Below are 26,344 nucleotides of genomic sequence, written 5' to 3' on the forward strand. Positions count from 1 at the left end.
AAACTAGCAAGACTTCATAAGCTTTCTTGTGATTAGAATGAGCATTTTCTCTCTAAAACATGTGGCCTAAATATTGTTAATTATCAATATTCGTCGTCGCTGAAGCCAAAGTCACGAAGGTTTGCAGAGCGATTGCGCCAATCTTTCTGTACCTTCACCCATAGTTCAAGATAAACCTTTGATCCCAACAGGTTCTCGATATCTACACGTGCCCGCTTTCCGACTTCTTTGAGCATGGAACCCTGCTTGCCGATGACAATCCCCTTCTGGGAATCTCTCTCTACAATGATGGTGGCGATGACGTCTATCAGGTCCTTCTCTTCTTTTCTCTCCATCTTGTCGATCACGACCGCGATACTGTGGGGAATCTCTTCCCGTGTCAGGTGCAGGACTTTTTCCCGGATCAGTTCCGACACGATAAAACGTTCAGGATGATCGGTAATCTGGTCTGCAGGATAAAATTGAGGCCCTTCCGGTAATTGATCCTTCAGTACCTGAAGCAGCTGGTCGACGTTATTCCCTTCGAGTGCTGAGATCGGGACGGTCGCAGCGAACGGGAACAGGTCATTGTATTGTTGAATCATAGGCAGTAATGAGTCTGGATGGACCTGGTCGATTTTATTAAGAATAAGGTAGACCGGCGTTTTCACACCTTTCAGCTTCTCTATGATGAAGTGATCTCCTTTTCCCAATCCTTCCTCGACGTTCACCATGAACAATATGACGTCCACTTCTTTTAAAGTGTTCTGAGCAATCTTCATCATGAAGTCTCCCAGTTTATGTTTCGGTTTGTGAATTCCAGGAGTGTCGATGAATATCATCTGGGCATCATCTGTCGTGTAAACTCCTTGAACTTTGTTGCGTGTTGTCTGGGGCTTATCACTCATAATGGCGATCTTTTGACCGATGACCCGGTTCAGGAAAGTGGATTTCCCGACGTTCGGTCTTCCGATGATGGAGATAAAGCCTGATTTGTATTCTGTATTGCTGACATTATTACTCATTTAGATCCTCCGGTGAAAAAGCTCCTGGTAATAGTTCTGCTACGGTTAATTCTTCTACATCGCCTTTAAGGTTCGTCAATACGACTTTCATTTCTTTCGGACAAAGTTCTGAAATGACTTGCCGGCATGCTCCACATGGTGGAACAGGTCTTGCCGTGTCTGCCACAACCGCAATCATCGAATAATCTGTGTCGCCATCTGAATACGCCTTGAATAAAGCAGTCCGTTCAGCACAGTTACACATGCTGTACGCTGCATTTTCAATATTGCAGCCATGATACACCTTACCGTCCTTTGACAGAAGAGCCGCTCCCACCTTGAATTTACTATAGGGTACGTATGCTTTTTCCCTCGCTAGTTTAGCTTCTTGTATTAATTGTTCTGCATTCATTGATTTAACTCTCCTTTAACCCTAACACATTCATTTTACTACAATTTTCGTAAAAGAAAATGGGCTGTTATCATTTTGTAATAAAATAGTTAGATAATTCAAACTATTTATCAATTTTGTTCTTTGCTCCACTTATTCTATACAAGTATAAGAACGTTTTCAAATGAATTAAAGGCTGCAGGAAAGAAATTGCTCAATTTCTTCCCTGCAGCCTTTATTTTGCGGTGTTACAATGCCTTTTCAGATCAGAGGATCAATTCCAAAAGCTTTGGAAGAAAGATGATGGTTCCTACAATGGCAGTACAAACTGCGAAGAGCAGGACCGCCGCCGAAGCCAGATCCTTCGCAGCCTTCGCAAGTGGATGATACTCTTCTGTGGTAAGATCGACCGCCTTTTCAATGGCTGTATTCATCGTTTCAAGAGCAAGCACGGAAAAGACCAGGATGATCAGGATGATCCATTCCATGACGGATACAGAGAGCAGGTAGGCAAGTAAGAAAACCACAATACCTGCGAATGAATGAATCCTGAAATTCTGTTCCGTTGCCCAGACAGACTTCATTCCTTCCGCTGCATATCCAAAGGATTTTATGAACCGGAATAAGCCGAATTTAGTCTCTTTTGAGTCCATATTCATCTAAAATGTCCTTTTGTCTCTTGAACATTTTCTTTTCCTCTTCTTCTTCCATATGGTCGTACCCTAATAAATGAAGGAAGCCGTGAAGGGCAAGAAAACCAAGTTCACGGGATATAGAATGGTTGTACTCTTCCGCCTGTTCCTTCGTACGGTCAATGGAAATGATGATGTCCCCAAGAACGCGGGGAATCTCAGCCCCTATGATTTCAACCTCATCTTCCCCCAATTCTTCCAGGGCAAATGAAATCACATCCGTTGGCTGATCCTTAGCCCGGTATTCCCGGTTGATTTCCTGGATACGGTCGTTTGTCACAAAGGTCACGGAAACTTCGCTTTCATCCTCGATCCCTTCTTTTTCTGCAGCAAAGTTCAGGATATTCTGAACCAGCTGTGACTGTTCCTCGGATACTGTTTCTGTTTCGTCAATAAAGTCGATTAATAAAGTCATGCCTTATCTCCTTTTGCTTGAAGTTCAGGGTACTCGATCCTCGGATGGAAGATTCCACTCAATGTTTCACATAGAGACCTCTTTACCGTCTCTAATTGCTTTAATGAAATATCACATTCGTTAAACTGCCCGTCCTGGAGGCGGTCCTGTACGATCGAATGGACAAGCTTTTGAATTTCTGCCTGTGTCGGTGATTTCTTCGACCTGACAGCCGCTTCTACACTGTCCGCAATGCTGATGACAGCCGCTTCCCTCGTCTGAGGTTTAGGGCCTGGATAGCGATATTCTTCTTCCTTAACATCTTTCCCTTGTTCTTTTGCCTTATAATAGAAAAATTTCAACAGTGTCGTCCCGTGATGCTGCTCGGCGATGTCAACGATTTCCTTTGGCAATTTATGTTTCCGGAGCATCTGGGCTCCATCTGAAGCATGACTAATAATAACATCCCGGCTTGTTTCAGGCGAGACCCGGTCATGGGGATTTCCCATATTCAGTTGATTCTCGATAAAGAAATGCGGCCGTTTGGACTTTCCTACATCATGATAATAGCAGCCGACCCTCGCGAGTAAACCGTTAGCCCCGATGGCTTCACACGCGGCTTCCGCAAGGTTCGCCACCATGACACTGTGATGATAAGTACCCGGCGCATCGGTCAACAACTTCTTTAATAACGGCTGTGTAGGACTTGAAAGTTCGACCAGTCTCATAGAAGAAAGAATCCCGAATCCCGCTTCAAAAAACGGGAGGAAACCGATCGTGAGGATGGAAGACATGATACCCGATACGAGGGCAAACACAATATAATACACATATTCACTATTCGAATAGGAAGTACCGCTTAATAGGATTAAAAATCCAAGGATCAGGATATTGACAAGGGCTACGTAAATCCCCGCCCTTAAAATATTCGAACGCTGATTTCGGCTCACAAGGAAAAGAATCCCGGATACACCGCTGAATAATGTATAAATCGCAATTTCGATATCGATGGATCCAGAGAACTGCTGATGAAACACGATACTCGAGCACGCAGACAGGATGAATACCATCATCATTGCGATCCGTTCATTCAGTAAGATCCTCAATATCATACCCGTGAAGGCAGCCGGGAATATGAAAACAATATCGTTGATCTCCAGCTGTTCTATCAGTCCGACGATCTTCATGATCAGTAGTGATATGACAAACACGATGCTTGTGAGGATCAAGTAGTTTTGCTTCCGCTCCTCGGTGACTTCAAGTGTATAGAAGAAATAATATAATGAACTGATCACAACCAGGACAAAAAGGGCGAGACCGATATATGGCCTGAAGGAGAACGTATCCTCCACCATCCCCAGAGACTTCAGGATGCTGTATTTTTTAGGTGTGATCAGCTCCCCGTCTTCTACGATGACCCCGCCTTCAATGATTTCAACCTTTTCCACATTTGCCTCGGCGAGCTTCTTTAACTCATCCGTTTTTTCAGCATCGTAGTAAAGCGTCGGCTCGATGGCGACTTTCCCAAGCTTCACTGCTGCGGTGGATAAATCACCTTTGAACGAATAGTTGGTGATCCGTTGTTCCAGATTCAATTTCGCTTCATTTAATTCTTCCTCTTTCACCCCGTTTTCCATGATGATTTTTATCTGCGTTGAAACGATGGTTTCTACACGTGATAAGTCATCTTCTGAGGCCTCAAGGAGGGTTTTTAATACATCATCACTCAGACTGTTGGTGACATTATTATTTTTATCCTTCGGCAATTTGGCTTTCAAGAGCTTCAGCTGTTCATTTAGATCCGGAGTTGATGGAGGTTTTAGATCTTCTTCTCCCCCGGCCTGTGGATTCTCACTTTTCACTTCATTTACGCTTTCCAACAAAGAGTGAATCAATGAAGTTGAGTTATCGATCGCCCCTTCTTTCGGGGTATATACACTCGCTACTTCTGCCTTTGCTTCTTCCTTCTTCTTGGCAGTTGCCTCCTCATCGACGAATTTCTTAGGAGCCCTTATCGTAGTGGGGGCATCTTCATACAAATGAATATCCAGCGTTTTCGGTGTCACATTTCCATATAGGACTCCGAAAACAATGATGCCAAGCAGCACAAATAAGAGGTTGGTAAATAATCGGTAGCTCAGAAAGCTCCTTATCTTGAGTAGAAATGGGTGAGTTTGCATAAAGAACCCCCTGTTATGTATAAGCAATTTCTAATAGCCCATTCAAAAACATTTAGTAATTATGTAAAATGATAACAGTTTTTGACTTATTTATCTATGTATAGCCCAACAAAAAAAGATTGATCCAGGGACATGCCGGATCTTATGATGGCGGCATGGATCATCTGGATCAATCTCTCACTGTTTATTTTTCGATTGTTTCATAGGCATCGATTATTTTCGCGACCAACGGATGTCGGACAACATCGGCTTGATCGAGGTAAATGAACGACACTCCTTTAACATCTTTTAAAATCCGTTCAGAAGAAATCAATCCTGATTCGCTTCCCCTTGGCAGATCCACCTGGGAGCGGTCTCCCGTGATGATCATCTTGGAATCAAAACCAAGCCTTGTCAGGAACATTTTCATTTGGGCCTTCGTTGTGTTCTGAGCCTCATCAAGAATCACAAATGCATCATCCAGTGTACGGCCCCTCATATAGGCAAGGGGGGCGATCTCGATGGTACCCCTCTCGATCAGGCGTGCAGTATGCTCTGCTCCCAATACATCATGCAGGGCATCATATAGGGGGCGGAGATAAGGATCCACCTTCTCCTTCAAGTCACCCGGAAGAAACCCGAGGCTTTCACCTGCTTCCACAGCCGGCCTCGTCAGGATGATCTTCTTGACCTGTCCATTCTTTAGGGCATGTACAGCCATGACAACGGCTAAATAGGTCTTCCCTGTTCCCGCCGGCCCGATCCCGAACACCATGTCATGCTTCTTGATGGATTGGATGTATTGGCGCTGCCCCAGGGTTTTCACCCGGATGGATTTACCTTTGGCGTTCTTTGTAATCTCTTCATTGTACAACTCTGTAAAATATTCAAGCGTCCCTTGTCTGCCCATCTCGATGGCATAATGGACATCACGCTGGCCGATATTGATCCCTTTACGGATTACAGCCACCAGTCGATCAGAAATATCAACGGCGAGACTTACATCTTCTTCTTTACCTGAAACCAGCAACTCTTCGCCTCTTGTTACGATCGAAACGTGTAATTCCTGTTCTATTAATTTAAGGTGAGAATCTGAAACACCGAACAAAGCGATGGCTTCGTTTGGGTTTTCAAGTTGTAATTTCATTAAGATTTCATCTGACATTCGTTAGTCTCCTTGAATAAGTGGTTGTCCTTCTGCAATATTTTCTATTACTTTGAAGTGAATGGTTACCCTAACTTTACCATTCTCCACCTTTTCTTGCAAAATTTTTTCCCCTCTTATTTCTGCATCTTCCGGGAGGGAGGATTCCAGGTTACTTTTGGCAAGCTTTTCAGCAGCCATGATCGCCTCGGATTTTGTATAGGTCCTCTCCACATCCTCTTTCTCTTTCATGCTCCGGTCAATATAATAAACGGGGAGCTCCCATTTCAAAAACCGCAGTGGCTTTTTCGTTTCTTCCACGACGACGTCCTTAAATTCCGTTTTCCCGAATCCCCATACCTGGATATTCATTGATCCGAACCCGAGATAATGTTTTCTTTTCTCGTTTCCGCTGAACACGATAAATCGTGACTTCAGCGGGAGTTCAACCGATGTCTTATACCAGGTTTCCCCCAGTATTTTCGCTTTCGCCGAGACTCCTTTCGGCTCTTTTTCATTCCCGATCAAACCCGACACAAGGAGCTGTCCTTTATTGACGTAGTCATTGACGCTCACCTGGGGATCCCCTTCTTCTACAAACATGTCTGTGATGATGGCTTTCTTTTTGGCGACAATATGCTGCAGGCCAGTTGATTCAGGGGGCAGGGGGGCATTCTTTTCCACAACTTGAAAGTGAAAGGTTGTCCCTTGTAACTCCACCCCGACCCACGTGATATTATCCATCCTGAAGGATAGCTCACGCTGAATGTTCTCAACATCGGGGATAGAGAACTGCATCTTCCCCTTGGAAACACCCATCTGCTCGAGTTCCTTTCGTATACTGTGCTCGGTCTGTGGTGACGCACCTTTGATCTCTATGCCCCACACCATATTGGAAAGAAGGAATACGATGATGAAGAATGCCAGTCCACCAATCATGAAACCCGAATTTTTCAGTGATCTCTTGAATAGAAAGGGAACCCCCTGGCCTCTTAGAAATGTCACTTTACACTCGGATGTCCGTACTGCTCTTCTGAAGTTATGTACATCATCTAAGGATAAGTAAAAGGTGATCGTCTCCGTTCCCGCTCTCTTCACATTCCATATGGTGATACCAGCCCGGAGCAATTGATTGATGACCCGCTCAACTAATCTGCCTTCCATTTTCACAAATACCTTTCCCCTCAGAAAGGTGAACCATTGATTCTTCAAATCCGTCCCTCCTATTGTTCTAAATAGATCACTTCTACGATCTTCCCCTGAAGGAGAATTTCTTCCGGAAGGATCATCTTGATGACAAATTGCTCCCCTTTTATCAGCAGTTGACCCTGTTTAAGCAGAAGCCGCACCTCCCGATCTGTGAAGGTCAACAGACCCCTGTGATTTTCTATATAGATATGAATTTGTCCAATCATTGTGACGCGAGGAAGGTCCATCATGACATCTTCAGGTAAATCCATTTTCTGTGTCATCCATTTACGCATCTGTTGTAAAAAGCTTTTTGCCATAAAAAAAGAACCCCCTTTCATCTCATATTTATGAAATGAAAAGGGGTTTCATCACTTTTATTTTTGATGATGGCGTTTTTTTGATTTCGGAGGACCGAACACCTCTGAAAAAATAAATCCTTTTACGATATCATCTTCATTTTTAAAATCAAGGATCAGACCTGAACCCTCCCGAATCTTTTTTGCCCGGTTTTGGTGGGCTTCAAGCTTTCTTGAATATCGTTCTTCTTGTTTCTGAAGGCTGGAATAAGTTGATTCCGTTTCCCTCTTTTTATCTTCAAAACGGGTTTGAATGGAAGAAACAGGCTCTTTTACAGGCTCTCTGTAAGCCCTTGGTTCCCTCCGTCCGCTTCTTTCGCTCTCCGCTCTTTCCCTGCCTCTTCCAACAGGCTCAGGGGAAGCGGGCGAGGCCGTTTGAATCGGCTTTTGCCTCACGGGTTTATTGGAAGGAGGCTGTTTCATTTTATTGAATATGGACGTGATGATCCCGATCAATATAGCAATGATCAATGGCTCCATTGGGAATACTCCTTTCTGAACAAAGGGAGATTACTTATCACTCTTCGGATCTTTTTTATCCCCTGTCAGCTTTCCGATCGAGTCTCTCATTTCTGTATCGGCATCGATATTCTTTATGTTCATATAGTCCATCACACCGATGTTACCTGACCTGAGTGCTTCAGCCATGGCAAGAGGTACTTCTGCTTCTGCTTCCACAACCTTCGCTCTCATTTCTTCTACTCTTGCTTTCATTTCCTGCTCATTGGCAACGGCCATTGCTCTTCTTTCTTCCGCCTTCGCTTGAGCAATGTTCTTATCAGCTTCCGCTTGTTCTGTTTGCAGTTCTGCTCCGATATTCTTGCCTATATCAACGTCCGCAATATCAATCGAGAGGATCTCGAATGCCGTACCTGCATCCAGGCCTTTTGAAAGGACCGTTTGAGAAATCAGATCCGGATTTTCCAATACCTTTTTATGGTTGTCGGATGAACCGATTGTCGATACAATCCCTTCTCCTACACGGGCAACGATCGTCTCTTCCCCGGCACCCCCGACAAGGCGGTCGATATTCGCACGGACCGTAATACGGGCCTTGGCCTTCACTTCGATTCCATCCATGGCCACACCCGCGATGAACGGTGTTTCGATCACTTTAGGGTTAACACTCATTTGAACCGCTTCAAGTACGTCACGACCTGCAAGGTCAATCGCCGCAGCACGCTCAAACGTCAATTCAATATTTGCACGATGAGCCGCAATCAGTGCATTGACTACTCTGTCTACGTTACCGCCAGCTAAATAGTGACTCTCCAGTTGGTTGATCGTCACCGTGATTCCTGCTTTATGGGCTTTAATCAGTGGATTGATCACACGGCTCGGGATAACACGTCTTAATCTCATCCCCACAAGTGTGAAAATGCTGATCCTTACTCCTGCCGCGATTGCTGAAATCCACAGCATGACTGGTACAAATGTAAATAATACAGCTAAAACGATAATGCCCACCACAATTGCAACGAGCAGTAGAATCGTACTTGGTCCTATAACCATATTTTCTTACCTCCTGAAATATTATGAAATGTCTCTTACTACAATCCTTGATCCTTCCACCTTCACAATTTTAACCTTTTCACCTGCTTTGATAAAGCCGCCTTCTGTCACTGCGTCGATTCTTTCTTCCTCCACAATCACGGTTCCGGATGGCCTTAAAGGTGTTTTGGTCACACCTACCATTCCAATCAAATCCAATCGATTGGCATTTGATACATAACCGCTTTCTGTGCTGGTGGAATCGTTTAAAATAATTTTGTTGAAAAATTTCATTTTTTTACCAAACACCTTTACAAAGATAATCACTGTTGCAACGGCAATCAATAAAGCGATCAAAACAGAGATTCCCATTTGCATCATATCGCCCCCTGCCAACATAATACTTGCAAGGATCGCTCCTATACCGAGTCCCCCTGCTAATCCACCAGGGAGGAAAAACTCCGCCACTATAAGGATGATACCAATGATGAAAAGAATAATGGTTTCGTATCCCGCAAGTCCTGCAACCAAGTGTCCATAAAAGAATAATACAAGGGAGATCAAGCCGATAGAACCGGCTATCCCAAAACCGGGTGAATACAGCTCCACAATCAGTCCAATGCTTGCCAAGGATAAAAGAATGGGGACAACGACAGGATTAGTGATGAAGCGGGCGAGTTTTTCCGCAAACGTTTCATCCACTCGTTTCACAGAGGATTTATCCACCCCAAGCGTTTCATACAATTCATCGAGGTTCCGGACTGTGCCTTCCGAATACCCGATCTCCTTCGCTTCCTTTGAGCCCAGCGTCAATAGTTCCCCTTTTTCAATCCCCAGCTCTTCGATGACGAGGGAATCATCTGCCATGGCCAGAGCATATTGAGGATCTCTCCCATTTGATTCAGCGGCACTTTTCATGGCAGACAGCCAGTAGCTCTGGGCTTTCTTATCTGCCGCATTTCCCTCCTGATCAATGACCGCTGCTGCACCCATCTGTCCATTCGGGACCATATAGATTTCATCTGCATGGAGGGAAATGAATGCTCCCGCAGACAGCGCATGGTCGTTTACGAACGCAATCTTTTTGGCATCGATTCCATCCAGAAGCTGCCCGATATCTCCTGCGGCATCCACCAATCCCCCGGGTGTATCAATATCGAAAATGATCAGTTCCGCATTGTCGTCTTCCGCATCTTTGATCGCTCTTTCCAAAAACGCATGAAGTCCCCTTTCCACTTCCTTTTGAATGGGAATGACGTAGACCTTTCCCGAATCCGCGGCCGTACTGATCAGCGGCTGAATAAAGCTGCACCCAAGAATCAGCATCAACATTACAAGTATACTTCTTCTCAACTTAACCCCCTCGTTTCAGGTGATATTCCTTAATACTTTATGTACGGATAACCCACTATTAAAGTTTCATCTTTTTGAAAAAATATGTTATAAAAAGTGTCTTAGGTCCCCTATTCCACCTGGTATCGATTTTAAAAGGTTCAACGTCAAATGTTGGGGTGAAGTGAATTTTACTTCACCCTTATCCAATATGCGTACCCATTCTTTTATACTTATGTGTCAGTAAAATCTTTGCTCGAAAACGAAGAAAGCTTCTAAAGCCAAAAGCGTTTCGTTTCATCACTTTCGTTAAGTTGTTTATGCCCTCTAAAAACCCATTTGAATAGTTATATCGAAAGCTATTCAATATTTCATTTTGCCAATTCTTTAGGGTTTGGGCAGAACGTTGGAATTCAGGAATTCCAGCCTCATCAATCGCTTCGTAGAAGTCATATAAGGCGTTTTTTGTCTTGAGGATATTTTCTTCCCCATTCACCTTCGCTTTGTCAAACCACTGACAAAACCTCTCTTTGAGTTCATATGCCTGTTTCAGTTCATGGGACATCTCGAGATACCTTTGAAGGTACCACTGATCGCTCTCATTTAATTTATCTGACCTCTTATAAAACACATGCCGCATCTTTTTACATTTCTTCCGATCATAGTCATGCCAACTAGATTGGATCCTTCTTCTCACACCATCGAGTGCCCAATAAATATAGCGGACAAAGTGGAATCGGTCGGCCACAATGACGGGCTTACCCAGAGCTTGTTGTACAGCTGCCTTAAACGAGTGACTCATATCCATAACGACCACCTCCACTTGAGAACCATATTTTCTTAGATAGTGTTTAATGGTGTCTTTATAACGATTGGGAAGGATATCAATCGGTTCTCTAGTGATCCCATTCGCGATAATGAGCTGATATTTTCCTTCTTTTGTGTCCCCTTTGTACTCATCTATGGCAATAACCTTAGGCAGTTCTTTCGCTTCTTCGTTGACCGTAACCTCTGCCAATTGATCAAAGCGCCTTACCACAGTGGAAGCCGAAGTCCCATACACCTCTGCCGTTTCTTTAAATGTCTTCCCCTTAATACTTCGGATCTTTAAAGCCTGATTAAACTCTACAGATAACCGTTGGTATCGTTCCACAAAGGGGTTATTTTCCGCAAATCTTTTTCCACAAGGGCAAACATAGCGCCTTTTTCTGTAGAAAAGAAGTGTGTGTCTTTCAAACAGCTTTAGATGTTTAATCTTTTGAATCCGGTAATCATGAACTTTCATTGTGCTGGCCGGACATTCTGGACAGTTGTGCGACATAAGAGGAAGCTCTATATGTAAACAAAGTCGCTCATCCACTTCCTCCATTTTTATGATGTTTACATCTTCAAAACCAGGCAACATTATGGTAGAATTCATTATGCACGTATCTCCAATCTTTACTTGTTTCTCGACAATTCAAGTATAAAAGATTGGGCGATTACGTGCATTTTTTGTGTCATCTAATTGTGTAGGAACCCCAACAAATATTATAGAACCTTTTAAAAAAACCGGAAAGCATCAAAGCTTTCCGGTTTCTTTAATCTTATGATAGATGTTGAAGAACAAGTTTGTTGACGAGAGCCCCATCGGCTTTCCCTTTTAATTTAGGCATGATTGCTCCCATCACTTTGCCCATATCGGCTTTAGAAGTAGCACCTACCTCCGCTACCGTCTGTTCGACAATAGCAGAGACTTCTTCTTCTGAAAGCTGCTTAGGCATATATATTTCGACGTAAGTCAGTTCTGTTTGAATTTTTTCAACGAGGTCTTCGCGACCGGCGTTTTGAAATTCCTGGAGGGAGTCTTTCCGTTGCTTCACTTCTCGAGAAAGGACAGTCAACTCTTCGTCTTCAGAGAGTTCCTGTTTCCCATGTTTGATGGCTTCATTTTGAAGTGAAGCCTTAAGCATGCGGATAACGGAAAGCTTCTCTTTTTCTTTATTTTTCATCGCTTGTTTCATATCATCATTTAAACGATTGAGAAGACTCATACTTACACCCTCTCTTAGAACTTACGCTTTCTTGCAGCTTCTGATTTCTTTTTGCGTTTTACGCTTGGCTTTTCATAAAATTCGCGCTTTCTAAACTCTTGTAAAGTTCCTGTTTTAGAAACTGAGCGTTTGAAGCGACGAAGAGCATCTTCAAGCGATTCGTTTTTACGAACAACTGTTTTTGACATCTCTCTTTCCCTCCCTCCGAACACACTACACTTACATGTTCAAGTCAAGAAATGGTTTGTACCAATTTCTTAAGACGCAGAGATTTCTGACGTCCTTTACTTCACCAATAGGTTATGGCTTTGCCCTTGCCTTATTGTCACAAGGGGACAGAAAGTGTATGTCTTTCTTGGATGGATTCTTTAATATTATAAAGAAATCCATGTACTTTGCCATTATAATATATGATATGTGTCAGGTCAACAATTTATCATAAAACACTCACATAAATAGGCATGTCTCATTGATTCCCCCCATACATTTGTATTAATCGTACTGGTGTACAGGAGGAATTCAATGATCTTACATGGAATCGCCTTTATTTTTTTCATCTTATGTTTTTTATTCGGCATGACATGGCTCAGGTCCGGGCTATTTAATATTGCAAATCAAAAAATCAAGACTTGGCTTCATTATCTCACGAGCACCCCTGTCAAGGGCGTCCTGACAGGGACCGTTGTCACCGCCTTTATTCACAGCAGCTCGGCCGTCATGGTCCTCACAGTGGGACTTGCTTCCTCCGGTCTGATCCCTTTCCGTCAAACCATCGGCATCATGCTCGGTTCGAATATAGGGACTACTTTCACTCTTGAAATGTTCACCCTGGATATGAACTATCTGATTATTCCATCCATGATCCTCGGATGTGTACTATATTTTTTCCGATCTCCACAGATCAAAAGCAGCGGCATGATCTTTATGGGTTTCGGATTGATCTTTACATCGATCCGGGCCATCCAATGGCTTGCAACGCCTTTGACGACGCAAGAGTCCTTGCGTTCTTACATGATTCAGGTTAATGAACATCTTGTCCTTGCCTTACTGATTGGATGCGTGTTAACTGCCATCATCCAATCGAGCACCGTCGTTACAGGAGTGACGATGGGGTTTCTCGCTGCAGGTTCGATTGATCTCCATGCCGGAATAGCCATTATGCTCGGTGCGAATGTCGGCACTTGTATCACAGCCTTTATTGCAAGCATCGGCGGCGGCACACAGGCCAAGCTGACGGCATACGCACACATCTGGCTGAATGTGATGGGCGTCGCCCTTTTCATTCCCTTCATCCCTTTGCTTGGTATGGTGGTACAGACGCTTGCCGGTTCTGCAGATATGCAATTGGCACACGCCAGTGTCCTGTTCAACCTTCTATGTTCCCTGCTTGTTCTTCCATTCGCCAATTCGTTTGCCCGGTTAATTGAAAAGGTTCACCTTCCAAAAAAAAGCTGAACGGGCATGATACCCGTTCAGCTTTTTATCTTATTAATAATCTGAATCGCTTGTTAAACCTTGGACAATTTTCACACCTGAGCTGGCTCCTAAACGAGTAGCTCCGGCTTCGATCATCGCTTTCGCGTCTTCTAGGGAGCGTACGCCGCCTGAAGCCTTCACGCCGATATCAGGTCCAACCGTCTTTCTCATTAAAGCGATATCTTCTACAGTCGCACCGCCAGTCGAGAAACCGGTTGATGTTTTCACATAGTCTGCTCCCGCTTCCACAGCAAGTTGACACGCTTTTACTTTTTCTTCTTCAGTAAGAAGACATGTTTCAATGATGACTTTAGAAAGTGCCTTTCCTTTAGAAGCTGCAACGACAGCTTCAATGTCACGTTTTACTAGTTCATGGTCGCCGCTTTTCAGTGCACCGATATTGATGACCATATCGACTTCCGTTGCTCCCTTTTCGATCGCATCTTTTGTTTCAAACGCTTTCGTTTCAGGTGTAGAAGCTCCTAGGGGGAACCCGATCACCGTACACACTTTCACTTCTGTACCGCTTAATAATTCGCTTGAATATTGTACCCAGGTAGGATTTACACACACAGAAGCAAACTTGAATTCTTTCGCTTCCTGGCAAAGTACCTCCACTTGGTCTTTTGTTGATTCAGGTTTAAGTAAAGTATGATCGATCATACTTGCAATGTTCATAGTCATTGATTATCTCTCCTTTAACAGTTGTCCGTACCTCTCTTATCATACCAAAACTAAGAGAAAAAGACGAGCACTTTGTAGTATCTCCCAAAATAAAGAAAACCTTTTCATATTCTTGCAACAGGGTTGCATTTCAGAAGCAAGCAGTAGTTGATTTCCACTCCAGATGCTCGCTTTCCGCGGGGCGTGAGTTGAGCATCTTCCGTTCCAATCAACTGATCGAAGAAGTGTCGAAAAAGACTATTGTCATTAATATTTTTTTGTAAGAGGGCAACTAAAAGTTAATTCTAATGAATCATTTAAAGACTGTAGCTATCAGTAATGGTGTAAAAGAGGTTGAAACAAAAACGTTTTGTCAAAGAAAAAGCCGAGCGAATTCGAGATTCTTTATTGAAAATCGTATTCGTTCGGATTTTTTTGTTTTGTCATCGCATTTGAAGTGTATTTAGACAAATCTAGCTGTTGATTGGAGTGCAAGACGAAGACTCCTACGGGAAAAGCGGAATAGGTGAGACCCCGCAGGAACGTCAGAGACGAGGAGGCTCGCCTTCCGCCCGAGGAAAGCGAAGTCTTGCACGGAAATCAACAGCGGTGTAACACGATTATTTTAGTCGATATACTCTCGCCTCGTATGGTTTGAGGGTCAACTTGCTTAACTCTCCATGGTTCTCTACTTCATAGTTGTTCAATAGAAGGTTCTCTGATGATACGTTTAGTTTACCAAGGTCACAAACGGCGTTTTTTGTGGAAAGGTTTGTGATGACGATCATGGTTGTATTTTCTCCGGTGCGTGTATACGCATAGATTTGCTTGTCTTTTTCAAGCAGCAAATCATAGATTCCGTACGTGAAGACGTCTTCCCTTTTCTTAAGTTGAATCATTTTCTTGTAGAAGTTGAGTATGGACTTTTCATCTTTTTCCTGTGCTTCTACGTTGATCGTCTTAAAGTTAGGATTGACTTTCATCCAAGGAGTCCCACTTGTGAATCCGCTGTTTTCCCCTGCTGACCATTGCATCGGTGTTCTGCTGTTATCACGGGAGGAAGCCCAGATGATTTCCATGATGTCTTGATGAGGCACCCCTTCTTCACGTTTAAGACGGTATAGATTTTTCACGGCTACATCATCATAGTCTTCGATGGAAGGAAATTGAACGTTGGTCATGCCGATTTCCTGCCCCTGATAAATGAATGGTGTCCCCTGCATCAGGAAATACATGGCTGCCATGGCTGTGGCACTTTCTTTCCAGTATTCCTTGTCATTCCCCCATGTGGAAACAACGCGGGGTTTATCATGATTTTCGATGAAAAGGGCATTCCAGCCGTTTCCTTCCAGCCCTTTTTGCCAACGTGTGAGCACCTTTTTCAATTCGACGATGTCGAGATCCGGATTAGTTTCCGCATCCCATAATCCAAGATGTTCAAATTGAAAGATCATATCCATCTTTCCATTCTCTTTACCGACCCATAGTTCTGCTTCATCTGCCTTCACACCGTTTGCTTCTCCAACCGACATCACGTCATAATTGGCATACGTACGATCCTTGAATTCCTGAAGGAACGTATGGATCCCTTTTTGGTTCATATGCATGTCAAAGGAAGAAACGTATTTTTCCTTCTTCGGATTCTGCATATCCGGCAGACCCGCGCGCTTTTTAATATGACTGATGGCATCGATTCTGAAGCCGTCTATTCCTTTATCCAGCCACCAATTTACCGTGTCATATAGTGCCTCACGCACTTCTTCATTTTCCCAATTCAGATCCGGCTGCTTCGTCGAGAAGACATGAAGGAAGTATTGGTCCGTTTCTTTATCATACTCCCAGGCTGATCCCCCGAAAATGCTTTCCCAGTTATTCGGTTCTTTGCCTTTCGCGCCATCTCTCCAAATATACCAATCACGCTTTGGATTGTCCTTGGAACTCCTTGACTCGATGAACCAAGGATGCTCATCACTAGTATGATTCAGGACAAGGTCAATGATTAGCTTCATATCCCTTTTATGAACTTCTTTCAATAATTGGTCGAAGTCTTCCATCGTTCCGAAGTCTTCCATGATATCCTGATAATCCGAAATATCATAACCATTATCGTCATTAGGGGATTTATACATTGGACAGATCCAAATCACATCGATCCCTAACTCTTTAATATAATCCAAACGCTGGATGACTCCCTGTAAGTCCCCGATTCCGTCACCATTGGAATCCTGGAAACTTCTCGGATAGATTTGGTATCCCACTGCCTCTTTACGCCATGCCTTTTTCATCGTAACACCTCATCAAAGTATAGTAAGATACAAACGCTTACATTTAATGCAATCGTTTGCACTATTGTTTAAAAAAAAAGACTCTTTTCAAATATAATAATAGTTTACAACCTTCTTCTGCACTAATCAATAGATAATTCGATTCTAACCAAAAAAAAGAAAGTGGTTACAAAGTATTATTGCACGAAAATAAAATGCAAGGCACCCGAGCGAAACGTCAGGTGCCTTCATCTATTAAATGGCTGCTTTTTCTTCTGATTCTTCTAGTACCCGGACAAATTGTCCTTCATTTAGAGGATAACCCGCTTTGGTGAGTTTCACTTTCACAAGTTTCCCTACCATCTCTTCGGTTGCAGGGAACACCACTTTCAAGTAGTTATCCGTGTATCCTACGTAGAGATCATCCTGATGGATTTCTTCAGGGATTACCTCTAGTACTTCGTTTTCGAACTCTGAAGCGTATTCTTTCGCTAATTGGTTCGAAAGTTCAATTAAGCGGTGGACACGTTCGTTCTTGATGTCTTCATCAATCTGATCGTCCATTCTGGCAGCAGGCGTGCCTGTCCGTTTTGAATAAGGGAAAACGTGAAGCTCAGAGAATTTATGCTCTTTGATGAAATGATATGTTTCCAAGAATTCTTCTTCCGTTTCACCCGGGAAACCAACAATGACATCGGATGTAACGGCAAGTCCTGGAAGGGCTTTTTTAAGCTTCTCTAAACGCTCGGCAAAGAATTCCATCGTATACTTTCTGCGCATTCTCTTAAGGACCGTGTTGGATCCTGATTGAAGCGGGATGTGCAGATGCCTTACCACGATATCGGATTGATCGATTACTTCAATGACTTCATCCGTCAATTGACTCGCTTCGATGGAGGATATGCGGATTCTCTTAAGTCCCTTCACGTTTTGCTCAAGATCTTTAAGGAGCATGGCAAGGTTGTAGTCTTTCATGTCCTCTCCATATCCGCCTGTATGGATCCCAGTCAGGACAATTTCTTTGTACCCTGCATCAACAAGCTGTTGAGCCTGGTGAACGACTTCTTCAGGGTCGCGGGATCTCATCAGTCCACGTGCCCAGGGAATGATACAGAACGTACAGAAATTGTTGCAGCCTTCCTGGATCTTAAGGGAGGCACGGGTACGGTCCGTGAATGCCGGAACGTCCAATTCTTCGTACACACGATTCTTCATGATGTTGGTGACACCATTGATCGGTTGACGTTCTTTTTTGTACTCCTCGATATACGTAAGCATTTTCCTGCGATCCTGGGTACCTACCACAACATCGACTCCCGGGATGGCCATGATTTCGGCTGGGGACGTTTGGGCATAGCATCCTGTTACACAGATGACCCCGTCTGGATTTTTCCGGATGGCACGGCGGATTACCTGCCTGCTCTTCTTATCACCTGTATTGGTTACTGTGCATGTATTGATGACATACACGTCTGCGATCGAGTCATATTCTACACGATCATATCCTTCTTCTTTAAATAGTTGCCAGATGGCTTCAGTTTCGTAGTGGTTCACTTTACACCCTAGAGTGTGAAACGCTACTGATGGCATTGCAATCACCTCATAAGTTCTAATTGATAGCTGATGGCTGAGAGAACATACAATGGAGCAGTCTCCGTCCGGAGAATCCTTGGGCCAAGGCCGCATGTAAGAAAGCCCCCGCTTCTCAACAGCTCTATTTCTTTCTCCGATAATCCACCTTCAGGGCCGAATACGACCAGTACACTTTGCCCGTTACCGATGGAGGACAACATCTTTGACAGGTTCCCTTTTTCACCGGCACGTGCTTCTTCTTCATATGCGACAAGTTTATAATCGAACTGACTGCCTGCTTGAATCAATTGTTTGATTGAAACGGGTGCAGAGACATCAGGGACGAGAAGTCTATGCGACTGTTCAGCCGCTTCCTTCACAATCTTTTCCCAACGCTCTGTCTTTTTCTTTGCTTTTTTTTCGTCCCACTTCACAATGGAGCGATCCGCATTAAAAGGGATAAATTGAGTGGCTCCAAGCTCTGTTCCCTTTTGGAAAATCAACTCCAATTTATCCCCTTTCGGCAGTCCGCTCGCAATGGTTACTTTAATTGGTAATTCCTTCGTCGATGTTTCCCATTGTACTATTGACAGCTTGACTGCGTCACTGGAAATCGTTTCAATACGGGTGATCGCTGATGCCTGATCCTTGAAGACAACGAATACTTCATCCTGCTCCTTCATTCTCATGACACGGACAATATGATGATAATCATCCCCCGTGATCATAATCGGATCATTTTCTCGATATAGGTCTTCTATAAAATATCGTTGCATACAGTTTCAACTCCACCGATTTTACTTTGTATTATTCAGGCTTAACAGCGATGATCGCAACCCAGTCTTCCATTACCATGATCTCTTCGATATGGAAACCGGCAGCTTCCAACGAGTCACGTACTTCCTGCTTTTTAGGCTGGATGATTCCGGAAGTGATAAAATATCCACCCGGCTTCACAAGCTCGTATGCGTCTTCTGTAAAGCGCAGAATGATTTCAGCCAGGATGTTCGCCACGATCACATCAGCCTGCCCGGTCACCCCATTCAATAGATTGTTGGCATCCACGGATACCGTTTCCTGTACTTTGTTCAACTTCACATTCAGTCTTGCTGAACGAACCGCGACTTCATCAAGGTCATATGCACGTACCCGGTCTGCGGCTAATAGAGCCGATGCAATGGATAATACACCTGAGCCCGTACCAACATCAATGACGGAATCATGTTCTTTTACGATTCGCTCAAGTGCCTGGATACACATGACGGTAGTAGGGTGAGTACCCGTCCCGAACGCCATGCCCGGATCCAGTTCAATAATGAGTTCATCACTATGAACCGGCGTGTAGTCTTCCCAGGTTGGAACAATCGTGAACTTATCCGAAATTTTCACAGGATGATAGTATTTCTTCCAGGCAGTTGCCCATTCTTCTTCATTTACCTCGGAAATCTCCACTTTGTTTTCACCAATGTCGATATCATAAGTAACAAGGTTCGTGATGCCCTGCTTGATCTCGTCAACGGTTTCCCCCAGGAAACTATTGACGGGCAAATAAGCTTTGACCATGACGCCGTCCGTTGGGTAGTCATCAGGGTTGAGTTGGTAGATCTCCCCAAACATATCTTCTCTTTCCTTAACTAATTCGGCAGGGTCTTCAATGACCACACCGCTTGCCCCTGATTCGTGAAGAATGTTTGAAATCGGCTCAATCGCTTCATTCGTTGTAAGAATACTGATTTCTGACCATTTCATTGATCTACCAACTCCGCTCTTTAGTTATTCGCCTTTAAAGGCCTTTTTTACTTTATCAAAGAAGCTTTCATGCTGTTCATCAGGAATTTGACCGCTGATGTCAGCGAATTCTCTCAATAATTGTTTCTGCCTATCCGTCAGCTTGGAAGGCGTGACCACTTTCACCTGTACATGCTGATCCCCCGTACCGTAACCTCGGACATTCGGTACGCCCTTGCCTTTCAAACGGAATCTCGTACTCGTCTGAGTTCCTGCAGGGACTTTCAGCTTAACTTTACCGTGTAAGGTCGGTACTTCAATTTCATCACCCAATGCGGCTTGGGCAAACGTCACAGGCATTTCACAGTAAATGTCATCACCATTACGTTCGAAGAAATCATGTGAACGGACGTGGAAGACCACATACAGGTCACCGGCAGGACCGCCATTAATACCCGGTTCCCCTTGACCTGTCACGCGCAGCTGTTGTCCATCATCGATACCGGCTGGGATCTTAACAGCGATTTTACGGCGCTTCTGTACTTTACCCGCACCGCCACATGTTGAACATTTTTCCTTGATTTGTTTACCTGTACCGTTACAGTAGTGACAAACCCTTCTGTTCACAATGCGGCCGAATGGTGTATTCTGCTCCACATTCAATTGACCGGATCCATTACAGTGAGAACATGTATTAACCTTTGTCCCAGGTTTCGCTCCCGAACCATGGCACGTTTCACATTCTTCTTCTCTCGGAATTTCGATTTCGGTTTCTTTCCCGAAGACCGCTTCTTCAAATGTCAGAGACATCGTGTATTGAAGGTCCGCTCCTTGACGAGGTGCATTTGGATCTCTTCTGCGGCCTCCGCCGCCTCCACCGAAGAATGTATTGAAGATATCTTCGAAACCACCGAAACCGCCGCCGCCAAAGTCTCCTCTGCCGCCGAATCCCTGGTTGGGGTCCGTGTGTCCGAAACGATCATACTGAGCGCGCTTCTGATCATCACTTAACACTTCATACGCTTCCGATATTTCTTTAAACTTTTCATCCGCATCCGCTTCTTTATTAATATCCGGATGATATTTTTTGGAGAGCTTGCGGTATGCTTTCTTCATTTCGTCTTTTGAGGCGTCTTTTCCAACCCCAAGAACCTCATAATAGTCCCGTTTACTCATTAAAACACCACTCCCGAATCCTTTGCATAAAGGTTATTTTAACATTGAGCTTCGACTATTATCAATAAAAACTCAACATTCCTTACATTAGTTTGTGTCTGTTGATTGAAGGTTTCTTTCAATCATAGAAAAAGTCAAAGCCAAGAACCGCCCTGACTTTGACTTTTTCGTTCGTTTACATCTGATTATTTCTTGTCGTCATTTACTTCTTCATATTCAGCGTCGACCACATCGTCATCTTTCGAAGCTTCGCCTTCAGCGCCTTGAGCTGCCTGGGCTTCCGCTTGAGCCTGCTCATAAAGCTTCATCGTTAAGCTTTGAACAATTTCCTGCAATGAGTCTTTCTTTTCGCGGATAAGATCAAGGTCATCTTTCTCGATCGCTTCTTTCAGTTCAGCTTTCGCATCTTCCGCTTTTTTCACTTCATCTTCTTCTACTTTGCCTTCAAGATCTTTTAACGTTTTTTCCGTTTGGAAAACAAGTTGGTCGGCTTCGTTGCGAAGTTCAACTTCCTCTTTACGTTGTTTGTCTGCTTCGGCATTTTCTTCGGCTTCTTTCACCATGCGCTCTACTTCATCATCTGAAAGGCCTGTAGAAGATTTGATTGTGATGTTCTGCTCTTTGCCTGTTCCAAGATCTTTCGCACTAACATTCACGATACCGTTCTTATCAATATCGAATTTAACTTCGATTTGAGGTACGCCGCGTGGTGCCGGTGGAATGTCCGCTAATTGGAAACGTCCAAGCGTTTTGTTATCAGCAGCCATTGGGCGCTCACCTTGTAATACGTGAATGTCAACAGCAGTCTGGTTATCAGCAGCAGTTGAGAATGTTTGAGATTTAGACGTCGGGATCGTTGTGTTACGCTCGATCAGCTTCGTTGATACTCCACCCATTGTTTCAATTCCTAGTGATAGTGGTGTAACGTCAAGTAAAACGACATCTTTCACGTCACCAGTCAGAACTCCACCTTGAATCGCTGCACCCATCGCTACAACTTCGTCAGGGTTAACACCTTTAGATGGCTCTTTACCAGTTTCTTTTCTGATTGCTTCTTGTACAGCAGGGATACGAGTTGATCCACCAACAAGGATGATCTTATCGATTTCGCTTGCAGAAAGACCGGCATCTTTCATTGCTTGACGAGTAGGTCCCATTGTACGCTCTACAAGGTCAGAAGAGATTTCATCGAATTTCGCTCTTGAAAGAGTCACTTCCAAGTGAAGTGGTCCTGCTTCCCCAGCCGTGATGAAAGGAAGTGAGATTTGAGTTGAAGTCACTCCTGAAAGATCTTTCTTCGCTTTCTCGGCAGCATCCTTCAAACGTTGAAGAGCCATTTTATCTTTAGAGAGATCGATTCCGTTCTCTTTCTTGAATTCAGCTACAAGGTAGTCGATGATCACTTGGTCAAAGTCGTCTCCACCAAGACGGTTGTCACCGGCAGTAGAACGTACTTCGAATACTCCGTCACCAAGTTCAAGGATCGATACGTCGAATGTACCGCCACCAAGGTCATATACAAGGATCGTCTGGTCTTGATCCATTTTATCAAGTCCGTATGCAAGTGCGGCAGCAGTCGGCTCATTGATGATACGTTCAACTTCAAGACCTGCGATTTTACCGGCGTCTTTTGTTGCTTGACGCTCTGCATCGTTGAAGTAAGCAGGTACTGTGATAACCGCTTTTTCAACTGTTTCTCCAAGGTAATCCTCTGCATATGATTTCAAGTGTTGAAGAATCATGGCTGAAATCTCTTGTGGAGTGTATTCTTTTCCTTCCGCTTCTACTTTGTGATCTGTTCCCATATGACGCTTCACTGAGATGATTGTGTTAGGGTTTGTGATTGCTTGACGCTTCGCTACTTCCCCAACTTGCTTTTCTCCATTTTTGAACGCAACAACTGATGGAGTTGTGCGGTTTCCTTCTGCATTTGCAATGACCTTTGGCTCTCCGCCTTCAAGTACTGATACACATGAGTTAGTTGTACCTAAGTCAATACCGATAATTTTACTCATAGTAAGAAACCTCCCTGTTTTGTATATGTAATGTATTTATTATTGACTGACCTTCACCATAGAAGGACGAATTACTCTGTCTTTCAGTTTGTATCCCTTTTGGAATTCCTCGACAACGACATTGCTGTCGAAGTTTTCGTCTTCCACCTGCATGACAGCTTGGTGCATATGAGGATCAAACTCCTGACCTACTGCTTCAATTGGTTCCACTCCCTCTTTCTTAAGGGCTTCTACAAGACTTCTGTGAACCATTTCCATTCCTTGAAGCAATTGTTTCGTTTGCTCATTATCAGCTTCTATATTCAAAGCACGCTCGAAATTATCAAGTGCTGGCAATAGTTCCGTAATCAGTCCTTGAGCACGATATTTTTCCTTCGATTCATTTTCGACGTTTACACGACGGCGGAAATTATCGAAATCGGCTCTTAAACGAAGATAACGATTTTCAGACTCATTCAGCTTTTCCTCTAATTGTGAAAGCTCATCTGATTCTTGCTGCTCTTCTGCTACTTCCTCAGCTTGAGGTTCTTCAGCGAAAATTTCTTCCACTGCTTCGCTGTTTTCTTCTTTCGCTTGCTGCTCTTGTTTTGTTTCTTCAGACATAACATTCACCTCCTTAAAAATGTGATCCTACGCTCATATGAAGGCGCCGAAACGTCTGTTCAAACGCGCTTTCGGGGCCTTATTTTCCTTTATACAATATGTCCACTAATCCCCACTTTGATACAGCTTCGTCAGAACCTTGGACATATCGTTTGAAAAGAAATTAAGTAAACTGACGACACGGGAATACTCCATCCGAGTAGGCCCGATGATCGCAATGGAACCTAATTGTTCTTTGCCAATCGAATAAGTAGCGGTTATGAGACTGCAATTCTCCATAGCAAGATGATCGTTTTCTTTCCCGATCTTAATGTTTACCCCTGTGGCAGACGGTCGGATCAGGTTATAGACGCTTTCTTCCTGTTCAATCATTTCAAGAAGCATACGGACCTTTTGTACATCGTGGAATTCAGGCTGATTCAGGATATTGGTCTTTCCTCCAAAGAACAGCTTATCCGTGACCGTTGGATTGAAGGAGTCCGTTAGGGAGTGGAGGATAAAATCATAATTCTGTATATGCTCTTTAAGTAAGAGAGCGACTTCTTTAAAGATTTTATCGTTCAACTCACTGATCGGTACACCCGTCAAGCGGTCATTTAAGATGTGTACAAGCTTTTCAAGCTCTGACGCATCCATTGTCGCAGGGATATGGAACACTTTATTTTCAACATGTCCGTTATCCGTGACGATGATGGCGATGGCCGTATCTTTGTTTAGAGGAATCAGTTGAATTTTTTTCAGCTTGTTTTCCTTTAAATCAGGTCCTAAAACAATCGTTGTATAATTGGTCAGCTCTGAAAGGATCTTCGCCGATTTCTGAACCACTTTCTCCAATTCATACATGCGCTCGGTAAAAATGGAGCGAAGTGCATGGACGTCATTCTTTTTTAATTTCTGTGGAGAAAGCAAGTGATCCACATAGTATCGATAACCCTTTTCTGACGGTACGCGACCTGAGGATGTGTGGGTTTTTTCTATAAAGCCCAAATCCTCAAGATCTGCCATTTCATTACGGATCGTAGCTGAACTGAATGAAATCTCATCTTTTTTAGACAAGCTTCTCGAACCGACAGGCTGGGCAGAAAGAATAAAATCATCAATGATCACTTGAAGAATTAGAAGTTGTCGATCTGTTAACAACATTCATCACCCCTGTTAGCACTCTACTAAGATGAGTGCTAAATCTAATTAATAAATTATCAAATCAGTAAAGGGATGTCAATATATTAGATTGGGTCTTTTCATTGGACTTTTAAAAATAGCGAGTGGTGGTTGATTTCCGCTGCAGGTGCTCGCTTTCCGCGGGGCGTGAGTTGAGCCTCCTCGGGCTTTCGCCCTGTGGGGTCTCAACTTTCACGCGTTTCCCGCAGGAGTCGAGCACCTTCCGCTTCAATCAACTCTCTGAGTATGAGTTATTTACTAAAAGACTAAATAAACACCCCTACTCTAAAAGATTGGACCAATTAGATTACCCCGAGGAATGATTGGAAAACCTCATTCCCTAAAAAGCGCCCTTGTTTTGTAAGTGCTACCCGTTCTTCATTTACTGAGAGCAGTCCGCGCTTTTCCATTTCTTCGATGGATGGACCAAATATGGATTCTATGGTTGAGCCGAATTTTTGTTGGAATATGGATTTACTTACGCCTTCCACTTTACGTAAGCCTAGGAACATTTCTTCTTCCATCATTTCGGCTTTGGTGACTTGATGCTCCTGGATCGTCGGCAGGGAACCTTCTGCAATCGGGTCCATGTATTTCTTGAGCGGTCCGTAGTTTGAATAACGTACTCCGTTTATATATCCGTGTGCACCTGCTCCTAAACCATAATATTCATTATTGTCCCAGTAAACGAGATTGTGTCTGCTTTCAAATCCCGATTTGGCAAAATTACTGATCTCATATTGATTGATCCCATACTTCTCCATCGTTTCGATGAGGATCTCGTACATGGCTGCTTCCTGGTCCTGTGACGGCAGTGACAGCTTCCCCTTTCTCATCAAATTATAGAAAACCGTTTTCGGCTCTACGATGAGTGAGTAGGCTGAGTAATGAGGAAGATCGAGGTCAAGCGCTTTTGTTAGTGTATCCCGAAAATCTTCTTCTGTTTGCCTTGGAAGACTATAAATCAAATCGATGCTGATGTTTGAGAATCCTACTTTTTGAGCGTTTTCTACTGACGTATAGACATCTTCACTTTTATGGGTACGACCGATTCCTTTCAAGAGTTCATCATTGAATGACTGAACACCGAAACTCAACCGATTCACACCGTGATCCTTTAACACACGAAGTTTATCCTGTGTTAAATCACCGGGGTTTGCCTCGAAGGTGAATTCACCCTTTTCAAAAGGCAAATGGGTCGTGATGGATTCACACAGCGTATCGAGCTGACCGGCATCCAAAGACGTCGGCGTACCACCGCCGACAAAAATTGTATCCAGTTTCTCAGAAGCCGAGACTCTATGTTTCATTTCCTGACCCAGGCTGATTAAGTATTCATTTACTGGCTGACCTTCCAGGAAAACTTTATTAAAATCACAATAATGGCAGATATGTTCACAAAAAGGAATATGAATATAAGCTGATTTAACCAAGATTATCCCTCCTTTGGGGGCATTCATAGAGAAAAGGGGGTAAGCTGTGCTTGAAAAACAAGCCACTTTCCCCCTTTATCTGCATGA

At 43.7% G+C, this 26,344-nt stretch carries 25 protein-coding genes; 1 reads left to right on the plus strand and 24 read right to left on the minus strand.

All coding sequences use genetic code 11. From position 1 onward, the window contains the following. Nucleotides 1-83: 83 nt before the first annotated feature. The 14 genes from era to rpsU all read right to left on the minus strand — a co-directional run bounded on the left by era (nucleotide 84) and on the right by rpsU (nucleotide 12,354). Nucleotides 84-1,004: a GTPase Era gene (gene era, locus AM506_RS15930; protein WP_060673478.1), complete on the minus strand. Its 921-nt coding sequence runs from the start codon at nucleotides 1,002-1,004 to the stop codon at nucleotides 84-86. After that, complete coding sequence (locus tag AM506_RS15935) at nucleotides 997-1,395, minus strand: cytidine deaminase (protein ID WP_060673479.1); 399 nt, start codon at nucleotides 1,393-1,395, stop codon at nucleotides 997-999. The genes era and AM506_RS15935 overlap by 8 nt, the downstream gene beginning before the upstream one ends. A 245-nt stretch (nucleotides 1,396-1,640) precedes the next feature. Continuing rightward, entirely contained in the window at nucleotides 1,641-2,033 is a 393-nt protein-coding gene (locus AM506_RS15940) for a diacylglycerol kinase (protein ID WP_060673480.1), read from the minus strand. Then, nucleotides 2,008-2,481 carry an rRNA maturation RNase YbeY gene (gene ybeY, locus AM506_RS15945; RefSeq protein ID WP_060673481.1) on the minus strand — a complete coding sequence of 158 codons (474 nt, stop codon included), beginning with the start codon at nucleotides 2,479-2,481 and terminating at the stop codon, nucleotides 2,008-2,010. The genes AM506_RS15940 and ybeY overlap by 26 nt, the downstream gene beginning before the upstream one ends. Continuing rightward, nucleotides 2,478-4,640: an HD family phosphohydrolase gene (locus AM506_RS15950; RefSeq protein WP_060673482.1), complete on the minus strand. Its 2,163-nt coding sequence runs from the start codon at nucleotides 4,638-4,640 to the stop codon at nucleotides 2,478-2,480. The genes ybeY and AM506_RS15950 overlap by 4 nt, the downstream gene beginning before the upstream one ends. Nucleotides 4,641-4,824: 184 nt before the next feature. Beyond that, nucleotides 4,825-5,784, minus strand: coding sequence for a PhoH family protein (locus AM506_RS15955; RefSeq protein WP_034757504.1), 960 nt, complete (start codon nucleotides 5,782-5,784; stop codon nucleotides 4,825-4,827). Between the two features lie 3 nt (nucleotides 5,785-5,787). Further along, on the minus strand, nucleotides 5,788-6,975 hold the full coding sequence (yqfD, locus tag AM506_RS15960) for a sporulation protein YqfD (protein WP_060673483.1): 1,188 nt from the start codon (nucleotides 6,973-6,975) through the stop codon (nucleotides 5,788-5,790). An 11-nt stretch (nucleotides 6,976-6,986) separates the two neighbouring features. Continuing rightward, complete coding sequence (yqfC, locus tag AM506_RS15965) at nucleotides 6,987-7,271, minus strand: sporulation protein YqfC (RefSeq protein WP_034757499.1); 285 nt, start codon at nucleotides 7,269-7,271, stop codon at nucleotides 6,987-6,989. A gap of 57 nt (nucleotides 7,272-7,328) precedes the next feature. Further along, nucleotides 7,329-7,790, minus strand: a complete 462-nt coding sequence (locus AM506_RS15970; RefSeq protein WP_060673484.1) for a hypothetical protein — start codon at nucleotides 7,788-7,790, stop codon at nucleotides 7,329-7,331. A gap of 30 nt (nucleotides 7,791-7,820) precedes the next feature. After that, entirely contained in the window at nucleotides 7,821-8,816 is a 996-nt protein-coding gene (gene floA / locus AM506_RS15975; RefSeq protein WP_094075155.1) for a flotillin-like protein FloA, read from the minus strand. A 27-nt stretch (nucleotides 8,817-8,843) separates the two neighbouring features. Beyond that, on the minus strand, nucleotides 8,844-10,154 hold the full coding sequence (locus tag AM506_RS15980) for an NfeD family protein (RefSeq protein ID WP_235576128.1): 1,311 nt from the start codon (nucleotides 10,152-10,154) through the stop codon (nucleotides 8,844-8,846). A 181-nt stretch (nucleotides 10,155-10,335) separates the two neighbouring features. After that, nucleotides 10,336-11,553 (minus strand): ISL3 family transposase, encoded by a 1,218-nt coding sequence (locus AM506_RS15985; protein WP_060673486.1) that lies wholly within the window; start codon nucleotides 11,551-11,553, stop codon nucleotides 10,336-10,338. 166 nt (nucleotides 11,554-11,719) lie between these two features. Next, on the minus strand, nucleotides 11,720-12,166 hold the full coding sequence (locus AM506_RS15990) for a GatB/YqeY domain-containing protein (RefSeq protein ID WP_034757488.1): 447 nt from the start codon (nucleotides 12,164-12,166) through the stop codon (nucleotides 11,720-11,722). Between the two features lie 14 nt (nucleotides 12,167-12,180). Further along, a complete protein-coding gene (gene rpsU, locus AM506_RS15995) occupies nucleotides 12,181-12,354 on the minus strand; it encodes a 30S ribosomal protein S21 (protein WP_032087602.1) in 174 nt (57 codons plus the stop codon). A 334-nt stretch (nucleotides 12,355-12,688) separates the two neighbouring features. Here rpsU and AM506_RS16000 point away from each other — a divergent pair, with 334 nt between their 5' ends. Beyond that, a complete protein-coding gene (locus AM506_RS16000) occupies nucleotides 12,689-13,621 on the plus strand; it encodes a Na/Pi symporter (RefSeq protein ID WP_235576129.1) in 933 nt (310 codons plus the stop codon). Nucleotides 13,622-13,654: 33 nt separating this feature from the next. On the opposite strand, the gene deoC is transcribed toward AM506_RS16000, so the two are convergent. The 10 genes from deoC to hemW all read right to left on the minus strand — a co-directional run bounded on the left by deoC (nucleotide 13,655) and on the right by hemW (nucleotide 26,284). After that, the gene (gene deoC, locus AM506_RS16005; protein WP_060673487.1) at nucleotides 13,655-14,326 is read right to left on the minus strand and encodes a deoxyribose-phosphate aldolase; all 672 of its coding nucleotides are present in this window, start codon (nucleotides 14,324-14,326) and stop codon (nucleotides 13,655-13,657) included. Between the two features lie 599 nt (nucleotides 14,327-14,925). Beyond that, nucleotides 14,926-16,590, minus strand: a complete 1,665-nt coding sequence (locus AM506_RS16010) for a glycoside hydrolase family 13 protein (RefSeq protein ID WP_060673488.1) — start codon at nucleotides 16,588-16,590, stop codon at nucleotides 14,926-14,928. Nucleotides 16,591-16,824: 234 nt separating this feature from the next. After that, nucleotides 16,825-18,159: a tRNA (N(6)-L-threonylcarbamoyladenosine(37)-C(2))-methylthiotransferase MtaB gene (mtaB, locus tag AM506_RS16015; protein ID WP_060673489.1), complete on the minus strand. Its 1,335-nt coding sequence runs from the start codon at nucleotides 18,157-18,159 to the stop codon at nucleotides 16,825-16,827. A gap of 5 nt (nucleotides 18,160-18,164) precedes the next feature. Continuing rightward, a complete protein-coding gene (locus AM506_RS16020; protein ID WP_060673490.1) occupies nucleotides 18,165-18,917 on the minus strand; it encodes a 16S rRNA (uracil(1498)-N(3))-methyltransferase in 753 nt (250 codons plus the stop codon). A gap of 31 nt (nucleotides 18,918-18,948) precedes the next feature. Continuing rightward, the gene (prmA, locus tag AM506_RS16025; RefSeq protein WP_060673491.1) at nucleotides 18,949-19,890 is read right to left on the minus strand and encodes a 50S ribosomal protein L11 methyltransferase; all 942 of its coding nucleotides are present in this window, start codon (nucleotides 19,888-19,890) and stop codon (nucleotides 18,949-18,951) included. Nucleotides 19,891-19,914: 24 nt separating this feature from the next. Then, nucleotides 19,915-21,045 carry a molecular chaperone DnaJ gene (dnaJ, locus tag AM506_RS16030; protein WP_060673492.1) on the minus strand — a complete coding sequence of 377 codons (1,131 nt, stop codon included), beginning with the start codon at nucleotides 21,043-21,045 and terminating at the stop codon, nucleotides 19,915-19,917. Between the two features lie 185 nt (nucleotides 21,046-21,230). After that, nucleotides 21,231-23,060 carry a molecular chaperone DnaK gene (gene dnaK, locus AM506_RS16035; RefSeq protein ID WP_060673493.1) on the minus strand — a complete coding sequence of 610 codons (1,830 nt, stop codon included), beginning with the start codon at nucleotides 23,058-23,060 and terminating at the stop codon, nucleotides 21,231-21,233. Nucleotides 23,061-23,099: 39 nt separating this feature from the next. Next, on the minus strand, nucleotides 23,100-23,663 hold the full coding sequence (grpE, locus tag AM506_RS16040; protein WP_060673494.1) for a nucleotide exchange factor GrpE: 564 nt from the start codon (nucleotides 23,661-23,663) through the stop codon (nucleotides 23,100-23,102). A gap of 105 nt (nucleotides 23,664-23,768) precedes the next feature. Then, nucleotides 23,769-24,803, minus strand: a complete 1,035-nt coding sequence (hrcA, locus tag AM506_RS16045) for a heat-inducible transcriptional repressor HrcA (protein ID WP_060673513.1) — start codon at nucleotides 24,801-24,803, stop codon at nucleotides 23,769-23,771. A gap of 323 nt (nucleotides 24,804-25,126) precedes the next feature. Then, nucleotides 25,127-26,284 carry a radical SAM family heme chaperone HemW gene (gene hemW / locus AM506_RS16050; protein WP_060673514.1) on the minus strand — a complete coding sequence of 386 codons (1,158 nt, stop codon included), beginning with the start codon at nucleotides 26,282-26,284 and terminating at the stop codon, nucleotides 25,127-25,129. Nucleotides 26,285-26,344: the final 60 nt, after the last annotated feature.

This window comes from Rossellomorea vietnamensis (genome assembly GCF_001305855.1).
Lineage (GTDB): Bacteria > Bacillota > Bacilli > Bacillales > Bacillaceae_B > Rossellomorea > Rossellomorea vietnamensis_A.